The organism is Bacillus sp. ISL-39 (genome assembly GCF_018613295.1).
Lineage (GTDB): Bacteria > Bacillota > Bacilli > Bacillales > Cytobacillaceae > Mesobacillus.
Window position 1 is genome coordinate 171,705 of record NZ_JAGGQM010000001.1, and the last position, 16,716, is coordinate 188,420.

Here is a 16,716-nt window from a genome sequence, read left to right on the forward strand (position 1 = left end):
AATGAGTGATCGCGAATTATTAATGACAGCGGTAAAAGCAGCGGATGATAAAAGAGCTGAAGATATTATGGTACTGAACATGAAAGGCATCTCACTGATTGCCGATTATTTCATCATTTGCCACGGGAATTCAGATAAGCAGGTTCAGGCTATAGCCCGTGAAATTAGGGAAAAAGCAGAAGAGCAGGGATATAGTCTTAAGAGGATGGAAGGTTTTGATGAAGCAAGATGGGTGCTTATTGATATCGGTGATGTGGTTGTCCATGTCTTCCACAGAGAAGAGCGAAGCTACTATAATCTCGAGCGCCTATGGGGAGATGCTCCAATCGAAAACGTACAGAGTGAGTTAAATTAATGTCTTACGAACGTTTCGCTTATTTGTATGATGAGCTTATGCAGGACGTTCCCTATGATGAATGGGTTTCGATAGCAGAGGCATACAAAGAGAAATTTCAAGTGAACGGAATGAAGCTCCTCGACCTCGCATGCGGTACCGGGGAGCTATCTGTAAGATTTGCGCAAAGAGGCTTTGATGTCACCGGCGCGGATTTATCAACTGATATGCTTTCGGTAGCCCAGGCAAAAGCTCAGGAGATGTCATTGCCAATTCAATTTTTCCAGCAGGACATGACGGAGCTTGATGAATTAGGTGAATTTGATATCATTGGCATCTTTTGTGATTCCCTGAATTATTTGGAGGATGAACAGGCGGTCCGGCAGACCCTTGAAGGGGTGCACCGCCTCTTGAAAAAAGGCGGCTTATTTCTGTTTGATGTCCATTCGGTCTATAAAATGGAACATATTTTTGCCGATGCGACGTTTACCTGGGATAATGAAGAAATCACTTATATTTGGAATAGCTTCAAAGGTGAAGGCGCGCACAGTGTTGAACATGAGCTTACTTTCTTCGTCCGTGATGAATTATCAGGTAAATATGACCGAGTCGAAGAATTTCATTACCAGCGTACATATCCAGAGGATTCTTTTGTGAAATGGCTAGAGCAGGCAGGCTTTGCAAATATTGAGGTCACCGGGGACTACACATTGAAGGCTCCTGAGCCAACAGCAGAGCGGTTGTTTTTTGCTATGAAAAAGAAATGATTTTTAAAGGCTCCCAATATTTGGGAGCCTTTCTTGTACTAAATTTGTCACATTTATAAGGGAGGATTATAAAGGCTGGTAGAGAAATCTTCTAAGGACGGAATTGTTCCTCCGTCTTTTCCAATTCTTTTGCGAATTTTCTATGTGTCGCCTGAAACAATTTTTCAAACATATCTCCTGTTTCACTTTCGAGTACGATGATTCCTTCTCCTGTAATGCCGCCTTTCACGCAAACCTTTTCCTGTAATGTTTGTAAAGTATAATGATTTTGCTTAAGGAGTTCTCCTAATCCAATAAGCATCTCACTTGAAAGCTTGGTGGCAGTTTCCTGGTCAATTTCCGTTTCCTTGACGGCTGCATTGATAAAACTCTGCACAATATGACTGAAGAAAGCTGGACCGCAGCTGACAATATCGGACGCCACTCTTGTGATATTCTCCTCGATCTCCAGAGGAACAGAAACCTTTTTAAACAGGGTAAACAGTTCTTCCCTCCATTCTGTCGTGCATCGGGTTCCAAATGAGAATAGCGAAACACCCGCGAGCGCCCTGTTCGTGATGCTTGGTATTATTCTCATGACAGAACAATCCACAATGCTTTCAATTTGTTCCACACTGATTGGGCTTGTTATGGAGATTACGCATTTATCCCTAGTAAGCACAGGATTAATGGACTTGAGGACCCCCGAAACATGATGAGGCTTCACGCAGACAAAAATGGCGTCAGCATTTTCAGCAACTTCTGCCGCATTCTTTCCAACTGATAAGCCTGGATATATTTTTTGAATCTCTATAGCTTTTGATAAGGTTCTGTTTGTAATCTTCATTGAAGAAGGGGAAACGGCATTCCCATCAATGAGAGCTTCGGCGAGAATTCTCCCCATATTTCCTGTGCCAATAATCCCTATTTTCATAACCCTTCCCTCCTTCATACATTTATTCTCCTATATCCATATGATTTTAAATTTCAGTTTATGACATTTAGAAAGGTGTTGACATTTTATGGACTGGATCAAGGAAAACAAAATCTATATTATAGCAGGAATAAGCGCTTTATTATTTTTTCTCTATGCCTCCTTCGATAAAGAAGCAGAATTGACCGAAATGAATAAAGAAGCTTTGGCTTTGGCTGCCAACGAAGAAACTGCCACAGATGAAAAAAACAAAACCATCCTCGATGAAGAAGCATTACCGATGATGGCTGATATCAAAGGAGCTGTGGTTAATCCGGGTGTCTATCAGATCAATGAAGGGGGAAGGGTGATTGACCTGATCGAACTGGCTGGAGGCCTTGAACAGGATGCAGATACGGCTGCCATTAATTTTGCGCTGTATGTCCATGATGAAATGGCGATATACGTACCGAGGATCGGAGAGGAGGTTAAGGCAGTTTTGCCAGCCCAGTTGGGGGAGAGTGATGGGAAAGGGACAGTGAACCTTAATTCCGCCGAATCCAGCGAGCTGCAGACATTACCGGGGATAGGGCCTGCAAAAGCAGACGCCATTATTAAGCACCGGGAAACAAACGGTCCGTTCAAATCGATCGAAGATTTAAAGGAAATCAGTGGGATAGGGGTTAAAACATTCGAAAAACTGAAGGACCTGATTTCAGTTAAGTAGCTGCATTGAAATTGACTCTTTGATGATAAGTATTAAAATTAGAGACAGGGAAAGGGTTTATTAATAATGCCTTTACATATTTTGAGTCTTTAAAAGGGGGAAAACAGCATGGAACGAAAGAGTTGGGATCAATACTTTTTGGATATCGCAGAAGAGGTAGGCACGCGCTCTACCTGCCCGAGGCTGCATGTTGGGTGTGTCATTGTAAAGGACAAGCACATTGTGTCAACTGGTTACAACGGTTCTATACATGGGCATGACCACTGCGAGGACGCCGGCTGCCTGATCAACGAACAAGGAAGATGCATCAGGACTTTGCATGCAGAAGAGAACGCAGTCATCCATGCCGACAGAGGTCTGCTGAAAGGTGCAACAGCCTTCGTGACTCATGAGCCTTGTGAAAAGTGCTCAAAGACACTTGCACAGTCAGGGATTACAAGGATCGTGTACCGCAGCGCCTATCCTAACAAGTATAATGAATTGTTCTTAAGGGATGTAGAGGTTGTCCACTTATCTAAATAATGAGATTAAGGAATAAAAAAATATGAAGCCAATTCGATTTGGGCCAATGAAAGGGCAGCTGTTTTTCCTGGCGGCTGTCTCCTTATTGGGTCTGCTGACAATCACCGAAAAACAGCTCGTATACGGGGCAATGTTTCTGTTCGGCATGATCCTGTTAAAAAAGCTGAAAAAACTTCCTGCTTCCCATCTGATGCTGATGACAGGCTGCTATTTCTTATTTATAGCTGCAGGATACTTTGATTCTGTTCAATTTGAAACCGAATTTACTGGCAGGGAAAAAAGCTTCCTCATTTTTTTGATGGTGAAATCCAAGTGGACGGCGACCTGGTTTTTGCTTATGCTAAAGCCATGCCCTCCAATGAAAAGCTTGCGGTAAGATACAGAATCAAGTCATTAGCGGAACAACAATCAATTCAAGAACTCCTCATCCCTGGGATGTACTGTCAAGCTTCCGGGAGCCTCAATAGTCCATCACCTGCGCGAAATCCCAATGCGTTTGATTACAAACTGTATCTTCAAAGAAACAAAATCTCCTGGATTTTAGATGTCGATACACTTTCACTGGAAACCTGCTCTCAACAAACAGGTATTATTACATCACTAAAAGCTTTTAGGCATAGAGAAATTGCCAGGATAAAAGATACCTTGCCAGAGGAGACCTCTGCTCTTGCAGCAGCGTTAATATTTGGTGAAAGGAATCTCTTCGATCCCGAAACAGAACGTTTATATCAAAAAATCGGAATCGTGCATTTACTGGCGATTTCCGGCCTTCATGTCGGGTTGCTTACAGGAATGATGTATTTCATTTTTATCAGGGTGGGAATAACGAAGGAAAAAACGGAAATATTGCTAATGATCTTCCTGCCCATTTATGCCATTATGACGGGCCTTGCTCCGCCTGTTGTCAGGGCGGCTGCCATGTTGCTGATGCTGATCGGCTCAAGGCGTTTGGCGCTGCGTATGACCCCGCTCGACGCAGTCTCGGCAGCCTTCATGCTCATGGCGCTTTTCCAGCCCCTCATCGTATTTAATACCGGATTTCAGCTCTCTTTTGCTGTCAGCTTCTCCCTTATCATTTCAGCCCCAGTTATACTCAAAGCTTCTACATCTTTTCTAAAACAAACTGCTGGTGCTTCTTTTATAGCCCAGCTCTCAAGTCTTCCGGTCATCCTTGCCATCTTCTATGAAGTCTCTGCGGTTTCGATTTTCGCCAATCTCCTTTTTGTGCCGCTATTCTCATTCGTGCTGCTGCCGATTTTGTTGATATCCTATATGATCTTGTCAATTTTGGGAGAGTTGCCTGCATTCTTTTTAAACCTTCTGGAAAATCTTATCCACCTGGTGAATTTTTTGGCTATTCAACTATCGGAGCTTCCGGTGTCGACATTCATACTTGGTAAGCTGGAACCAATTTTGCAGATTTTGCTAATCATTTTGATTCCAATCTTTTTTTTCATATGGGAAGGTTTTATATTGAGAAAATTAAAGCCGCCTCTATGGATTTTTGCTCTTCCGGTTATCCCGCTTTTAATCCAAGTTTTCGTGCCCTATTTAGACCCATATGGGCAGGTTATATTCCTGGATGTCGGTCAGGGTGACAGCATTTTCATTAAGATGCCGTATAATCAGGGAAATTATCTTATCGATACAGGCGGTGTCATGTCTTTTGAAAAGGAAAACTGGCAGCAGAGGGGGAGTTCTTTTGACCCTGGTGAAAAAATTGTAGTTCCATTTTTAAAAAGTGAAGGAATCAGGACTTTGGACAAATTGATTTTAACCCACGGAGACGCGGACCATATAGGGGGAGCCATTGCTTTATTGGAGGAAATACGGGTAAAGCAGCTGATCATACCGCGTATATCGGATCGATCTGATTTAGAGCAAAGTATAATCAAAATTGCCAGTGAGAATGGTACAGATGTTTATTTAGCGGGAATGGGCACTGGATGGAAAACTGCCCAGGGAGGTTTCTTGATTCTTAACCCGAGTGAAAGCATGGGAGAGCGAAACGACCAGTCAATTGTTCTTCAAGCAGCAATTGGAGGAAGGAAATGGCTTTTTTCAGGCGATTTGGGCATTGAAGGAGAAAACACAATGGCCCGGAAAATCGCTGACTTTGACATCGACGTTTTAAAGGTTGGGCATCATGGCAGTAAATATTCCAGTTCTGAACTTTTCCTGGAAAGGACAAACCCGGACATTGCAGTCATTTCCGTTGGAGAGAAAAATAGGTATGGGCATCCTGGTGAGGAAGTCATCAAAAGATTAGAAGAGCGTGGCATCCAGATTTTCAGGACCGATAAAGATGGCGCAATCATTTATAAGTTTACAGGCAATTCAGGAACGTTTTCGACTCAATTTCCATAGTATATAGCAAGAACAAACAGTTTTCTCCCCTGATAATCACAAAACATGAAAAGAGACTGCATTTAAGTAAATGCAGTCTCCAAAAGTTTATCCTATGTAGCCGTGATTAACTCCCGATTAACTGCACGACTGTCGCAATAATGAACATTGTTGCAAAGAATCCAAAAGAAACGATGAATCCAACACCTGAGTCAACAGCGTCATTACGATTGCTTTGGACATTTTCTTCGAATTGATTCACAGTCAATCCCCCCTATTAATTCTATAATAGTATAAGCGATTCAAATTGAAAAATCCAGTGTTTGTCTGCTCAGCATTCGAATTGAAGAGATCAGAACAATTCTGCAGGCTTTCCTCTATTTTGTGCCATGTACCAAGAGTTGTCACAAATACTTTTCCCGCCTGCGGCTAAAATAATCTTAACTTCGATGCACCGCTGAGATTTAAGTATCCTAGGCCTTATATCTCAGCGTTCAATATAAATAGGGGAATTGGCCCGAACCTGGGTCAATTCCCTTAGAATGCTTGTCAAAATGTCCAAGCTTCTTTACGATAGAATATATGGCAAAACTGGATTGAACGGAGCGAAAAAAGTGGTATTGGACATTTGGAAAAAAATCAGTAAAAAACAGGTTGATCCTGTCTACTTAATGTTTGGAACAGAAACCTTCCTGATAAATGAAACAAAGCAGATGCTTGTGGACAATGTATTGGATGAAGAAGAAAAAGATTTCAATTTCTCGGTTTACGACTTAGAAGAAACGCCGATTGAGGCAGCGCTGGAAGATGCTGAAACTTTCCCGTTCATGGGAGAAAAACGATTGGTCATCCTGCAGAATCCAGTGTTTTTGACTTCGGAAAAGTCGAAAAGTAAGGTAGAACATAACTTAGCGAAACTGGAGGAATATCTTTCACAGCCTGCGCCCTATTCAATCGTTGTTTTCTCTGCACCATACGAAAAACTGGATGAACGAAAGAAGGTAACGAAGGAGCTAAAGCGGAAAGCGACGGTCATTGAAGCAAAGAAGCTGAGTGAACAAGAAACAAAAGCCTGGGTAAAAGAACGCGCTGAGGCAAATGGAGCTTTGATCAATAACGATGCAATCGAGCTTCTATTGACGCTTGCAGGGACGAATTTGTTCATGCTTACTTCTGAAATTGATAAATTGGCACTTTATGCCGGAGAAAACCAGCCAATCAGCAGGGAGATTGTCGATCGTCTGACTGCCAGATCGTTGGAACAGAATATATTCTCACTCGTCGACAAGGTTGTACACCGTAATGTTGAATCTGCCTTGAGGATTTATTATGATTTGTTAAAACAAAACGAGGAACCGATTAAGATTCTAGCCGTGATCACGGGTCAATTCAGGCTGATTTATCAGGTGAAGGAGTTGGCTCGAAAGGGTTATGGACAACAGCAGATTGCAGGGGCTTTGAAAATCCATCCGTTCAGGGTGAAACTGGCAGCTGGACAGGCAGGAGCTTTTTCAGATGAGGAATTGACCAGGATAATGAAACTTCTTGCGGATGCTGATTACCAGATGAAAACCGGCGGCATGAAAAAAGAAATGCTGATTGAAATGATTTTGTTCCAGATCAATGGCAGGAAATGACCCGTTACATAAGAGGCAAAATAAAAAAACGACCCGTAAAGGTCGTTTTTTTATTAGCAGTATGAAAAAAATTAGCCATTAGCTTGTAATTTTTTCATTAAACGGGCTTTTTTGCGGGCAGCTGCGTTTTTGTGGATAAGACCTTTAGCTGCTGCTTTATCAAGCTTGCTAGCTGCTTGAGCATATGAAGCCTTTGCATCAGTATCGTTGTTTACGATTGCTGATTCAGCTTTTTTAACTGCTGTACGCATAGAAGATTTAACAGTAATGTTGTGAGCTTTGCTCGCTTCACTAGTTTTCACACGTTTGATTGCAGATTTAATGTTTGGCATTCCGTTCACCTCCTAAAAAGCATCGAGATTTTATGGAACTCGACATTTCCAGTACATTTCTTATTTATTAAGAACAAATGATATTTTATCAAACAGGGGTCAATAATGCAATACTCTGGGTTAATTTAAGTCTAGTGTATCGTGAATGTTTTTTTATGTAAAAGGAAAAGATAGGCAATAGTATGCTGTTTAGCAGCCAAACTGTGTTGGGAGGAATGCGACAATGAAGGAACCGGTAGACTTGAGCATGTATTCAATCAGGACTGACCTGGCTGTGGAAGCGAGGGAGATGGTGCTGGCAGACCAGGCGGCAACTGTCCATACCCAGGAAAATCTCTCCCATATTGAAGGCGTCATCATAAAGGAAAAAGAAGAAAATGATATAAAGATTTCCCTGGTCGAGGTGACCGCTGAAGGAGAAAAGAGCCTTGGCAAAAAGCAGGGGCAATATTTGACAATCGAAGTGGTCGGCATACGCCAGCAGGACACCGAGCTGCAAGGAAAAGTAGAGAAAGTATTCGCAAACGAGTTTGCGCATTTTATCAAACAATCCGGGATTAAGGAAGATGCATCCTGTCTGATTGTTGGTTTAGGGAACTGGAATGTTACTCCGGATGCTTTAGGGCCGCTTGTATGTGAAAATTTATTGGTGACTAAGCATCTGTTCGATCTTCAGCCCGAAAGCGTAGAAGAAGGCTATCGCTCTGTCAGCGCGCTTTCCCCAGGGGTAATGGGTTTAACCGGTATTGAAACCTCTGACATTATTTTTGGGGTCGTCGAGAAAACGAAGCCTGACTTTGTCATTGCAATCGATGCGCTCGCTTCCCGTTCAATCGAAAGAGTCAATTCGACAATCCAGATTTCAGATACTGGTATCCACCCTGGGTCAGGCGTAGGTAATAAAAGGAAGGAAATTAGCAAAGAAACGCTGGGTATTCCAGTAATTGCCATTGGGGTGCCAACAGTAGTAGATGCTGTTTCGATTACAAGTGATACGATTGATTTCATTTTGAAACACTTTGGAAAGGAAATGAGAGAAGGGGATAAGCCTTCGAGATCCCTTGTGCCGGCCGGGATGAGTTTTGGCAAAAGAAAGAAACTGACAGAAGAAGACCTGCCGGAAGCAGAACACCGTCAAACCTTCCTCGGAATGATAGGAACACTGGAAGACGAAGAAAAGCGGAAGCTGATTTATGAGGTTCTGTCTCCATTGGGCCACAACCTGATGGTGACTCCTAAAGAAGTGGATGTATTCATAGATGACATGGCAAATTTGATTGCCAGCGGGCTCAATTCTGCGCTGCATTCGAATATTGACCAGGATAATACGGGCATGTACACACACTAGGGCTATTTTATTTATAGGTTTATTTCAAATATATTACGGATGGATTCTATGTTCTATCTTCTCTAGCAAAGTCATAACATTTACTAGACTTGCACTAGAGAGGTGGAACAATGAGACTTAGTAAACGATTCGGAATAATTGTAGCTGTCCAAGGGACTCAAGTAGTAAAAGCGGCTTTAGCATTTGTGTTTTTTCTCATTGGGATTTTTTCAATAAGCGGAGCGATGACTTCACTGCGGCCTGAATATCGAATCACCTCGGATTCTGTTAATCAGGCAGCGACCAACCTGAATGGCCAGCTGCTATTCAGCCTGATGGGCTGGGAAAACCATCAATTCCTGCAGGCGCTTCCAGAGGACTATGAGACACCGAAGCTGTCGAACGTCATGTTCAAGCTTTCTACCAATATTAATTTGGATGATCCAAGGAGTTTGCTCGGCAGGGAGCTTCCGGGATTCTCACTTTTTGACGGAAAAATATTAGTTGCAGGTGAAGGCACGAATTATACCAATATGCCAATGGAATCGGCTCCTCCAGTAGATGTATTAAAGGCAGAGCAGGAAGCAGCATTGCAAAATACGGAAGACCTTACATCAGGGTCTCCGGGAAATACCGCGGCACCCCCGCTGTCCACTGGAGACCGCAAAGCTGTCTATATTTATTTTACACATACTAGAGAATCGTATCTTCCATATTTAAAGGGAGTGACCGATCCGAATAAGGCTTATCACTCACAGGTGAATGTCACGAAGATAGGCGACCAGCTGAAGTCAAGCCTGGAGCAGCGCGGAATCGGAACAACAGTAGATAAAACCGATGTAATGGCTAATCTCAGCAAGAAAGGGCTTGGGTTTGGAAAAGCCTATCAGGAATCACGGCCGGTTGTGCAAGCCGCTATGGCTGGGAACCGGAACCTTCAGTACTTTATTGATATCCACCGAGACGGTTACCGCAAAGACAAAACGACGATTGATATCAACGGAAAGCCTTACGCAAAACTTGCATTTGTCATCGGCGGGGAAAACGCCAATTACGAAAAGAACCTTGCTCTCGCGCGGGAATTGCATAATCTCCTTGATAAAAAATACGGCAAGGGATTAAGCAGGGGGATTATCGAGAAAAAGGGTGCCTCGACGAATGGAAAGTTCAATCAGGACTTGTCCGGTAATGCCTTACTAATAGAGTTTGGCGGGGTTGATAACACCTTTGAAGAGCTGAATCGGTCCGCCGACGCACTTGCAGATGTTTTCAGCGAATTCTACTGGCAGGCGGAAAAAGTAGATGCACCATCGCAGGAAGCTTCTGACAAACAATAAAAAATCGATAGGTGATCGAGATGAAAATGTTCATGCTTAAAAGCTTCATGCTTGCTTCTTTAATGTTCATATCCGTATTGTTCGGCATGCAGCAGGCAAATGAAGGCATCCATAAAATGAAAGGCTATGAAGACCCTGAATTCAAAAGTGCGTTCAGCATAAACGAAAACGAAAACGGGAGCTTTGAAACCGCCATTTTAGGAAATGACATTTCCAGCCATGACCTCGAACAAAAACGGAAAAAACTAGAAGAAATGAAAGCATTCAACCTCTTCTCATCACTAGGCAAACAACTCGCAGATGGAGTATCCGCCATCGTCGAGAAAACCGTTGAATTGATTGCAGGGAAGTGAGTAGAGCAGCGGGCCTTGGCCCGCTGTTTTTTGTTTTGAGGTTATTGGATAACCCAATTAAGATGAGCGATAGTAGAAAAATCCAGATTAAGGGAATTATCAACACCAATAAGGCGTGTTGGTAGTTAGGGAATCCAAATTAAGGAATTCCCAACACCAATAAGGCGTATTGGTAACAGAAAAATCCAGATTAAGGGAATTGTCAGCACCAATAAGGTGTATTGGTAGTTAGTAAATCCAGATTAAGGAAATTCTCAACACCAATAAGGCGTATTGGTAGTTAGTAAATCCAGATTAAGGAAATTCCCAACACCAATAAGGCGTATTGGTAACAGAAAAATTCAGATTAAGGGAATTGTCAGCACCAATAAGGCGTATTGGTAGTTGGGAAATCCAAATTAAGGAAATTATCAACGCCAATAAGGCGTATTGGTAGTTAGGAAATCCAGATTAAGGGAATTCTCATCATCAATAAGGCGTATTGGTAGTTAGTAAATCCAGATTAAGGGAATTATCATTATCAATAAGGTGTATTGGTAACAGAAAAATCCAGATTAAGGGAATTGTCAGCACCAATAAGGCGTATTGGTAGTTAGGTAATCCAAATTAAGGAAATTCCCAACATCAATAAGGCGTATTGGTAACAGAAAAATCCAGATTAAAGAAAATCTCAACAACAATATAGTTGATTGGCATCTTTTTTCTCTAATTTATGGTAAAAATGCTCATGAAAGCAGACAAAACAAAAGAAAATCACTAACGACTAAGGCATTAGTGATTTAAAAGTTACTTATTCATAATACGACCATTTACCATAGCCTGAAACGCTGTAATTCTCCTTTAAAACCTGCCTTATTACTGGTTTGGGTAATATTTCACCACACCATTCATAGATGATATTCGTAGAGACCTTTTTAGTCGGACTTAAGATTCGATGGTCTTCAATACTTCTTAACAAAGCTTCTTTTGTATTCTCATGTCTCCCGCATTTCTTGCACGTTAGTATAACCCCTCGAAACTCCTCCAAAACCGCCCCGCAAGAATGACAAAACACACCTTTTCGCAGCTGTGCATATTCATATGGTGGTATTTTAGTGAAAGGAGATCTGGTCAAATGAGAGGATAATAATGATTCAGACAGTCTGGAATGTTGATAGTTTAGACTAGACTTCTGGTTATTCAAATGTTGGATAAAGCGATTTAGGTTGGTCGGGAGGATGATTTGCCTGTTGAGGGGAGCCTGGTACAAAGTGAAATCAGGATTGACAAAAATAAGATAGGGTTCGATGGGGATTTTAAATCCGATACTATTGAAAAATTGTCTTAACAGTGATACGTTCCTTTCAAGTTGGAGCAGTGGATTCTTAACTTCGGTCCCGTTAATTTTCCTGAATGTATCACCGTCAAAATAATACTCTCCTTCAAAATTTTTAACTTCAAATAAATAGGTGAGGCTTTGTGAAATCATCAGTGAGTCTATTTGGAAATGGGAATGATTCTGTTCAAGCAGCAAATCGTTAAGGATAAGAGATTGAATAAGTATTCGTTTGAGATACCCATCAAACATCACCTCTCCTTCAAATCCTTTTTTTAGATTGAAATAATATTGTTTCTGCTTCTCTGCTAAATCCATTCTTGGGTTCAGCGCCTTAAGCACTCTTAACTCTTCCGATTCAGAGCGATTCTTTATAAACATAATCCACATCCTTTCTACAGTTTATTTTACCTAATAAGTTCCTAATATTCTGTGAACAATCTATGGACGCAGTCCAGCCGAGTTTAGGCTGCTGTCCGCGAGACTTCCTCTATTATTTATTGAATCTTGATATTCGTGCTGATATAATCAACAATAGTGTACATGCGCGAGTAAAGTAGGAGTGAACGCAATGAACAGAGAAGATAGACTTAATAGACAAAGCAAAATACGAAATTTTTCGATCATCGCCCATATTGACCATGGTAAGTCCACGCTGGCTGACCGTATCCTTGAAAAGACGAATGCATTGACTGCCCGTGAAATGAAGGATCAGCTTTTGGACTCCATGGATCTCGAGCGTGAGCGCGGAATCACGATAAAGCTGAATTCAGTACAATTGAAGTATAAGGCAAAGAATGGAGAGGTTTATACATTCCATTTAATTGATACTCCTGGTCACGTAGACTTCACGTATGAGGTTTCCCGAAGCCTTGCAGCATGTGAGGGAGCGGTTCTTGTTGTCGATGCTGCCCAGGGAATTGAGGCACAGACATTGGCGAACGTTTACCTTGCAATCGACAATGATCTTGAAATCGTGCCGGTCATCAATAAAATTGATTTGCCGAGTGCGGATCCTGAGCGTGTAAGAAATGAAATTGAAGAAGTGATTGGTCTGGATGCTTCCGAAGCTGTTCTTGCTTCTGCAAAAGCAGGAATCGGAATTGAGGAAATCCTAGAACAAATCGTTGAAAAGGTTCCGGCGCCACAAGGGAACCCGGACGCACCTTTGAAGGCTTTGATTTTTGACTCATTATACGACGCATACCGCGGCGTAGTTGCTTATATCCGAGTCGTCGATGGAACGGTAAAAGTTGGCGACAAAGTCAGGATGATGGCGACAGGCAAAGAGTTTGAAGTAACAGAGGTTGGAGTGTTTACTCCGAAAGCCACTCCTGCGGAAGAACTGACTGTCGGAGATGTTGGATTTTTAACAGCAGCAATTAAAAATGTAGGCGACACACGTGTTGGTGATACGATTACGAACGCGAAGAATGGAGCTGCTGAGCCGCTTCCAGGTTACCGCCGCTTAAACCCAATGGTATATTGCGGTCTGTACCCGATTGACTCAGCGAAATTCAATGATCTAAGGGAAGCTCTTGAAAAGCTGGAGCTTAACGATTCAGCGCTACAGTTCGAACCGGAAACTTCACAGGCGTTAGGCTTCGGTTTCCGTTGCGGATTCCTCGGACTTCTTCACATGGAAATCATCCAGGAGCGTATCGAACGTGAATTCAAGATTGATTTGATTACGACTGCGCCAAGTGTTATCTATGATGTCATCATGACTGATGGTACTGAACTGAAGGTAGACAACCCGTCTAATATGCCTGACCCTCAGAAGATTGACCGTGTTGAAGAGCCTTATGTAAAAGCTACAATGATGGCACCGAATGATTATGTTGGCGCGATCATGGAGCTTTGCCAGGAAAAGCGCGGTATCTTTATCGATATGCAATATATGGATGAAACGCGTGTAAGCATCGTGTATGAAATCCCGTTGTCTGAAATTGTTTATGATTTCTTCGATCAGCTAAAATCAAGCACGAAAGGCTATGCTTCTTTCGATTATGAACTGATCGGGTACAAGCCTTCCAAGCTTGTAAAGATGGATATCCTGCTTAACGCTGAAAAAGTCGACGCATTGAGCTTCATCGTTCATAGGGACTTTGCATATGAACGCGGAAAGGTGATCGTGGATAAGCTGAGAGACCTAATTCCACGACAGCAATTCGAAGTGCCTATCCAGGCGGCGATCGGACAGAAAATCGTTGCTCGTTCCACCATAAAGGCAATGCGTAAAAACGTATTGGCAAAATGTTACGGTGGGGATATCTCACGTAAGCGTAAGCTCCTTGAGAAGCAAAAAGAAGGTAAAAAACGCATGAAGCAAGTCGGTTCTGTAGAAGTACCGCAGGAAGCCTTCATGGCAGTCCTGAAAATGGACGACAGCAATACAAAGAAGTAAAATAGCGGGGGAGGCTGGATGTGCTTGTTAAAGCAAGCGATTCTGGCCTCTTTTTTCAATAGAATCACGGTTTATAAGAAAATTTCTTGAAAAGTAATTGATGCTAAATCTGGCTTTTAAGCCACCTGGGAAGTGAACGAATAATGAAAGCAGCATACATCCATATCCCTTTCTGCCACCACATTTGCCATTACTGTGATTTTAACAAGGTATTCATGAAAGGGCAGCCGGTTGATGATTACCTGGAGTCCCTGGAGAATGAAATGAGCCTTTCAGCAAACAAACAAATTATGGAAACGGTGTTTGTCGGGGGCGGCACACCTACTGCCTTGAATGAAAAACAACTGGAGAGACTTGTTTCAAGTATAAACAGGCAGCTTCATATAGACAGCAACACTGAATATACCTTTGAAGCAAATCCAGGCGATCTCTCAAGAGAGAAACTCGCCATTCTGAAAGATGCTGGTGTGAACCGTCTGAGTTTTGGAGTACAGACTTTTAATGATGAACTTTTAAAAAAAATCGGCCGAAGCCATCGGGCGAAGGATGTGTTTGAATCGATTGAAAATGCGAAAGCAGCTGGCTTTGATAATATCAGCATCGACTTGATATACAGCCTTCCCGGCCAGACAAAGCAGGATTTCGTACAATCAATCCAAACAGCCCTCGGATTGGGACTGGTCCATTATTCAGGCTATTCATTGATCATTGAGCCTAAAACGGTATTCTATAACTTATTGCAAAAAGGAAAGCTGCTGCTTCCAGGCGAGGATACGGAAGCGGAAATGTACGAAACACTCATCGAGCAAATGGAAAGCGGCGGCCTTAGACAATATGAGATCAGCAATTTTGCTGTCCCTGGATTTGAAAGCCGACACAACCTTACCTATTGGAACAACGAGGAGTATTTTGGATTCGGTGCCGGAGCCCATGGTTATGTCAATGGAATCAGGCAGTCAAATTATGGGCCCATGAAAAAATATATGGAGCCCTTATCCAAAGGTGAACTTCCGATTATGGATGCCCACAAGGTTACAGTCGAGGAAAAAATGGAAGAAGAGATGTTCCTCGGACTAAGGAAAACGGAAGGTGTCTCGATTCGACACTTCGAAGAAAAATTCGGCCGGAATCCGCTGCATTTATTCTCAGATCAAATCAAGGATTGGTCTGGAAAAGGTCTGCTCAAAACGGATGGAGAAAAAATCTTCCTCACGAGACAGGGGCGCCTTCTCGGTAATGAAGTTTTTCAATCCTTCATCGGGGTATCAAATCATTGACATCCTCAGCGTTTATTGATAAATTATTTTTAGAATTAGCACTCGTTCTTATAGAGTGCTAACAGAGGTGATGATGTTGTTAACAGATCGTCAGGTGCTCATTTTGCAGGTGATTGTTGATGACTTTATTCGTTCAGCTCAACCGATAGGTTCAAGGAGCTTGTCGAAAAAGGAAGAAATTAATTTCAGTTCGGCGACGATCCGGAATGAAATGGCGGATTTGGAGGATATGGGATTCATTGAAAAGACCCATACATCCTCTGGAAGGATTCCATCCGAGAAGGGATATCGCTTTTATGTAGATAACCTTCTGCTGCCGCAAAAAGTGAATCATTCAGATATGGCGGCTATAAAATCGATTTTTGCTGAGCGGATCTACGAATTAGAAAAAATCGTCCAGAAATCAGCGAGAATTTTATCGGAAATGACGAATTATACGTCGATTGTTTTAGGACCGGCTGTAAAGGATAACAGGCTGAAAAAGTTGCAGATCGTTCCCTTGAATAAGGATACGGCTATCGCCATCATCATAACTGATACAGGGCATGTAGAAAACAGGATTTTCCATTTCCCAACCAGCATTGATCCTTCAGATGTTGAAAAAATGGTCAATATCCTGAATGAACGCTTGGCAGGCGTTCCGCTTACCAATCTGAATTCCAAGATCTACAAGGAGATTGCCATGCTGCTGCGCCAGCATATCAGCAGCTATGACACACTCCTGAATACCATCATGGATACTTTGAACATGCCGGCCAGTGAGAAGGTGTTCTTTGGCGGCAAGACGAATATCCTCAGTCAGCCAGAGTTCAATGATGTCGAGAAAATCCGTAACCTGATGAATATGATTGAACATGAAGATGGTTTATATCATCTGATCAGGCAAAACCCGGCTGGAATCAATGTCAAGATTGGAACAGAAAATGATAACTCTGCAATGGAAAATTGCAGCCTGATTACTGCGACTTATTCCATGGGTGAAGAAAAGCTAGGGTCCATCGCGGTTTTGGGACCGACACGAATGGAGTATTCGAGAGTCATCAGCTTGCTCCAATTGATCAGTACCGATTTGTCCAAGGTGCTGACACAGCTGTATCAAAATAAATAAGCATGGAAATATTGATTAAGGGTGGAGCAGCCTGT

Annotated in this window: 17 protein-coding genes; 13 read left to right on the plus strand and 4 right to left on the minus strand. The window is 42.4% G+C overall.

Annotated elements, in window-relative coordinates:
• Position 1: 1 nt before the first annotated feature.
• Positions 2–355 carry a ribosome silencing factor gene (rsfS, locus tag J7E37_RS00830; protein WP_214778175.1) on the plus strand — a complete coding sequence of 118 codons (354 nt, stop codon included), beginning with the start codon at positions 2–4 and terminating at the stop codon, positions 353–355.
• Complete coding sequence (locus tag J7E37_RS00835) at positions 355–1,101, plus strand: class I SAM-dependent DNA methyltransferase (RefSeq protein ID WP_214778176.1); 747 nt, start codon at positions 355–357, stop codon at positions 1,099–1,101. Before rsfS ends, J7E37_RS00835 begins: the two co-directional genes overlap by 1 nt.
• Positions 1,102–1,192: 91 nt before the next feature.
• On the opposite strand, the gene comER is transcribed toward J7E37_RS00835, so the two are convergent.
• Complete coding sequence (gene comER, locus J7E37_RS00840; RefSeq protein WP_214778177.1) at positions 1,193–2,014, minus strand: late competence protein ComER; 822 nt, start codon at positions 2,012–2,014, stop codon at positions 1,193–1,195.
• An 88-nt stretch (positions 2,015–2,102) separates the two neighbouring features.
• On the opposite strand from comER, the gene J7E37_RS00845 reads away from it, so the two are divergent.
• The 4 genes from J7E37_RS00845 (at position 2,103) to J7E37_RS00860 (ending at position 5,609) form a co-directional block, all read left to right on the plus strand.
• Positions 2,103–2,720 (plus strand): helix-hairpin-helix domain-containing protein, encoded by a 618-nt coding sequence (locus tag J7E37_RS00845; RefSeq protein ID WP_215021890.1) that lies wholly within the window; start codon positions 2,103–2,105, stop codon positions 2,718–2,720.
• A 108-nt stretch (positions 2,721–2,828) separates the two neighbouring features.
• Complete coding sequence (locus J7E37_RS00850) at positions 2,829–3,242, plus strand: deoxycytidylate deaminase (protein WP_215021892.1); 414 nt, start codon at positions 2,829–2,831, stop codon at positions 3,240–3,242.
• Between the two features lie 22 nt (positions 3,243–3,264).
• Positions 3,265–3,618 (plus strand): hypothetical protein, encoded by a 354-nt coding sequence (locus J7E37_RS00855; RefSeq protein WP_215021894.1) that lies wholly within the window; start codon positions 3,265–3,267, stop codon positions 3,616–3,618.
• A complete protein-coding gene (locus J7E37_RS00860; protein ID WP_215021896.1) occupies positions 3,555–5,609 on the plus strand; it encodes a DNA internalization-related competence protein ComEC/Rec2 in 2,055 nt (684 codons plus the stop codon). Before J7E37_RS00855 ends, J7E37_RS00860 begins: the two co-directional genes overlap by 64 nt.
• Positions 5,610–5,715: 106 nt before the next feature.
• On the opposite strand, the gene J7E37_RS00865 is transcribed toward J7E37_RS00860, so the two are convergent.
• The gene (locus tag J7E37_RS00865; protein ID WP_023627242.1) at positions 5,716–5,850 is read right to left on the minus strand and encodes a YqzM family protein; all 135 of its coding nucleotides are present in this window, start codon (positions 5,848–5,850) and stop codon (positions 5,716–5,718) included.
• Between the two features lie 352 nt (positions 5,851–6,202).
• Between J7E37_RS00865 and holA the strand changes: the two genes are divergently transcribed.
• A complete protein-coding gene (gene holA, locus J7E37_RS00870; RefSeq protein ID WP_215022023.1) occupies positions 6,203–7,225 on the plus strand; it encodes a DNA polymerase III subunit delta in 1,023 nt (340 codons plus the stop codon).
• 71 nt (positions 7,226–7,296) lie between these two features.
• Here the strand turns inward: holA and rpsT are convergent, their stop codons facing one another.
• A complete protein-coding gene (gene rpsT, locus J7E37_RS00875; RefSeq protein WP_214778185.1) occupies positions 7,297–7,557 on the minus strand; it encodes a 30S ribosomal protein S20 in 261 nt (86 codons plus the stop codon).
• Between the two features lie 223 nt (positions 7,558–7,780).
• Between rpsT and gpr the strand changes: the two genes are divergently transcribed.
• The 3 genes from gpr to J7E37_RS00890 all read left to right on the plus strand — a co-directional run bounded on the left by gpr (position 7,781) and on the right by J7E37_RS00890 (position 10,574).
• Positions 7,781–8,905 (plus strand): GPR endopeptidase, encoded by a 1,125-nt coding sequence (gene gpr, locus J7E37_RS00880; protein ID WP_214778187.1) that lies wholly within the window; start codon positions 7,781–7,783, stop codon positions 8,903–8,905.
• A gap of 110 nt (positions 8,906–9,015) precedes the next feature.
• The gene (gene spoIIP / locus J7E37_RS00885; RefSeq protein WP_215021897.1) at positions 9,016–10,221 is read left to right on the plus strand and encodes a stage II sporulation protein P; all 1,206 of its coding nucleotides are present in this window, start codon (positions 9,016–9,018) and stop codon (positions 10,219–10,221) included.
• A 20-nt stretch (positions 10,222–10,241) separates the two neighbouring features.
• Complete coding sequence (locus J7E37_RS00890; protein ID WP_214778705.1) at positions 10,242–10,574, plus strand: YqxA family protein; 333 nt, start codon at positions 10,242–10,244, stop codon at positions 10,572–10,574.
• Between the two features lie 790 nt (positions 10,575–11,364).
• On the opposite strand, the gene J7E37_RS00895 is transcribed toward J7E37_RS00890, so the two are convergent.
• Positions 11,365–12,270: a nuclease-related domain-containing protein gene (locus tag J7E37_RS00895; RefSeq protein ID WP_215021899.1), complete on the minus strand. Its 906-nt coding sequence runs from the start codon at positions 12,268–12,270 to the stop codon at positions 11,365–11,367.
• A 190-nt stretch (positions 12,271–12,460) separates the two neighbouring features.
• On the opposite strand from J7E37_RS00895, the gene lepA reads away from it, so the two are divergent.
• The 3 genes from lepA to hrcA all read left to right on the plus strand — a co-directional run bounded on the left by lepA (position 12,461) and on the right by hrcA (position 16,681).
• Positions 12,461–14,296 carry a translation elongation factor 4 gene (gene lepA / locus J7E37_RS00900; RefSeq protein ID WP_214778198.1) on the plus strand — a complete coding sequence of 612 codons (1,836 nt, stop codon included), beginning with the start codon at positions 12,461–12,463 and terminating at the stop codon, positions 14,294–14,296.
• A gap of 140 nt (positions 14,297–14,436) precedes the next feature.
• Positions 14,437–15,573 (plus strand): radical SAM family heme chaperone HemW, encoded by a 1,137-nt coding sequence (hemW, locus tag J7E37_RS00905; protein WP_483297191.1) that lies wholly within the window; start codon positions 14,437–14,439, stop codon positions 15,571–15,573.
• A gap of 76 nt (positions 15,574–15,649) precedes the next feature.
• The gene (gene hrcA, locus J7E37_RS00910; RefSeq protein ID WP_214778202.1) at positions 15,650–16,681 is read left to right on the plus strand and encodes a heat-inducible transcriptional repressor HrcA; all 1,032 of its coding nucleotides are present in this window, start codon (positions 15,650–15,652) and stop codon (positions 16,679–16,681) included.
• Positions 16,682–16,716 lie beyond the last annotated feature (35 nt).

Excerpts from the sequence above, each read along its gene's own strand:
- gpr (WP_214778187.1), top strand. The coding sequence starts at position 7,781 with ATGAAGGAACCGGTAGACTTGAGCATGTATTCAATCAGGACTGACCTG.
- J7E37_RS00835 (WP_214778176.1), top strand. The coding sequence starts at position 355 with ATGTCTTACGAACGTTTCGCTTATTTGTATGATGAGCTTATGCAGGAC.
- lepA (WP_214778198.1), top strand. The coding sequence starts at position 12,461 with ATGAACAGAGAAGATAGACTTAATAGACAAAGCAAAATACGAAATTTT.
- J7E37_RS00895 (WP_215021899.1), bottom strand. The coding sequence starts at position 12,270 with ATGTTTATAAAGAATCGCTCTGAATCGGAAGAGTTAAGAGTGCTTAAG.
- J7E37_RS00890 (WP_214778705.1), top strand. The coding sequence starts at position 10,242 with ATGAAAATGTTCATGCTTAAAAGCTTCATGCTTGCTTCTTTAATGTTC.
- J7E37_RS00855 (WP_215021894.1), top strand. The coding sequence starts at position 3,265 with ATGAAGCCAATTCGATTTGGGCCAATGAAAGGGCAGCTGTTTTTCCTG.
- J7E37_RS00845 (WP_215021890.1), top strand. The coding sequence starts at position 2,103 with ATGGACTGGATCAAGGAAAACAAAATCTATATTATAGCAGGAATAAGC.
- rpsT (WP_214778185.1), bottom strand. The coding sequence starts at position 7,557 with ATGCCAAACATTAAATCTGCAATCAAACGTGTGAAAACTAGTGAAGCG.
- J7E37_RS00850 (WP_215021892.1), top strand. The coding sequence starts at position 2,829 with ATGGAACGAAAGAGTTGGGATCAATACTTTTTGGATATCGCAGAAGAG.
- comER (WP_214778177.1), bottom strand. The coding sequence starts at position 2,014 with ATGAAAATAGGGATTATTGGCACAGGAAATATGGGGAGAATTCTCGCC.
- spoIIP (WP_215021897.1), top strand. The coding sequence starts at position 9,016 with ATGAGACTTAGTAAACGATTCGGAATAATTGTAGCTGTCCAAGGGACT.
- rsfS (WP_214778175.1), top strand. The coding sequence starts at position 2 with ATGAGTGATCGCGAATTATTAATGACAGCGGTAAAAGCAGCGGATGAT.